1 pseudogene is annotated in these 1368 nt (G+C 68.5%); it reads left to right on the forward strand.

What is annotated here, in order from left to right:
• The first annotated feature begins 69 nt into the window (after window positions 1-69).
• Window positions 70-1330: pseudogene (locus tag PINTE_RS21340) on the forward strand (IS3 family transposase).
• Window positions 1331-1368 lie beyond the last annotated feature (38 nt).

Consider the following 1368-nt stretch of genomic DNA (forward strand, 5'->3'; position numbering starts at 1 on the left):
CCTGACCCCGGTTCTTGGACACGCTGAATCCAGCACGTGGTGCTGGGGAAGCGAGATGATCCGAGAACCATGGCCAGGAAGAACTACTCCGAGGAGTTTCGTCGTCAGGCCGTCGACTTGTACGAGTCCACCCCGGGCGCCACGGTCCGCGGCATCGCCGAGGACCTCGGCATCGTGCGCGGCACGCTGCGGGGCTGGCTCGAGGTCTACGGGACCGGCAAGAAGACCGCCGCCGACGGAACGCTGACCTCCAGCCCGTTGCAGTCCAAGCCTCCAGGGCCGAGCCCCGCGGTACCCGAGGGTGAGGCGCCCGAGCAGAGGATCGCCCGACTCGAGGCCGAGAACGCGGCGCTTCGTGCCGAGACGACCAAGCTCACCACCGAGCGGGAGATTCTCCAGCGGGCGGCCAAGTATTTCGCCGGGGAGACGCGCTGGTGAGTCGCTTCCAGTTCGTCGCCGACAACTCCGCCACCTTCGAGGTGAAGCGACTGCGCGCTCGTCGAGATCGAGCGCTCGTCCTACTACGCCTGGCTCAACGCCGCCCCCGCTCGCGCAGAGCGCGCCCGGGCAGATGCTGAGCTCGCGACGCGGATCAGGGCCGTTCATGCCGAGGACGACACCCAGGGGGCGCCGCGGATCACCGCCGAGCTCAACGACAACGGCCCCTGCCGGTGAGCGCGTGAACCACAAGCGCGTGGCCAGGGTGATGCGGCTCGAGGGCATCCGTGGCTACGCGAAGAAGCGGCGGGTGCGGACCACGATCCCCGAGCCGTCGGGGCAGAAGTATTTGGATCTGCTCAAGCGGGACTTCACCGCCGAGCGCCCGAACCGGCGCTACGTCGGGGACATCACCTACCTGCCGTTGGCCGACGGGACGAACCTGTACCTGGCGACCGTGATCGACTGCTACTCACGTCGGCTCGCCGGCTGGGCGATCGCCGACCACATGCGCACCGAGCTCGTGGAGGACGCCCTCAACGCAGCGGCCGCGACCCGGGGCAGCCTCAAGGGCGCGATCTTCCACAGCGACCACGGGTCGGTCTACTGCTCCAAGGCCTACGCCAAGCTGTGCAGGAAGCTCGGTGTCACCCAATCCATGGGCGGCATCGGATCGTCCGCCGACAACGCGCTCGCGGAGTCGTTCAACGCCACGATGAAGCGCGAGGTCCTTCAGGACGCCGCCTGCTGGACAGACGAGCTGACCTGCCGCCGGCAGGTCTTCAGGTGGCTCGTCCGCTACAACACCCGCCGCCGTCACACCTGGTGCGGCTACCTGTCCCCGTCCACCTACGAGGCCCGCCGGGCCGCTACGCTGCCGACCGCCGCGTAATCACACCCTGTGTCCAAGTTCCGGGGGTAGGGCCCGTC

Source organism: Piscicoccus intestinalis NBRC 104926 (genome assembly GCF_001515525.1).
Classification (GTDB): domain Bacteria; phylum Actinomycetota; class Actinomycetes; order Actinomycetales; family Dermatophilaceae; genus Kineosphaera; species Kineosphaera intestinalis.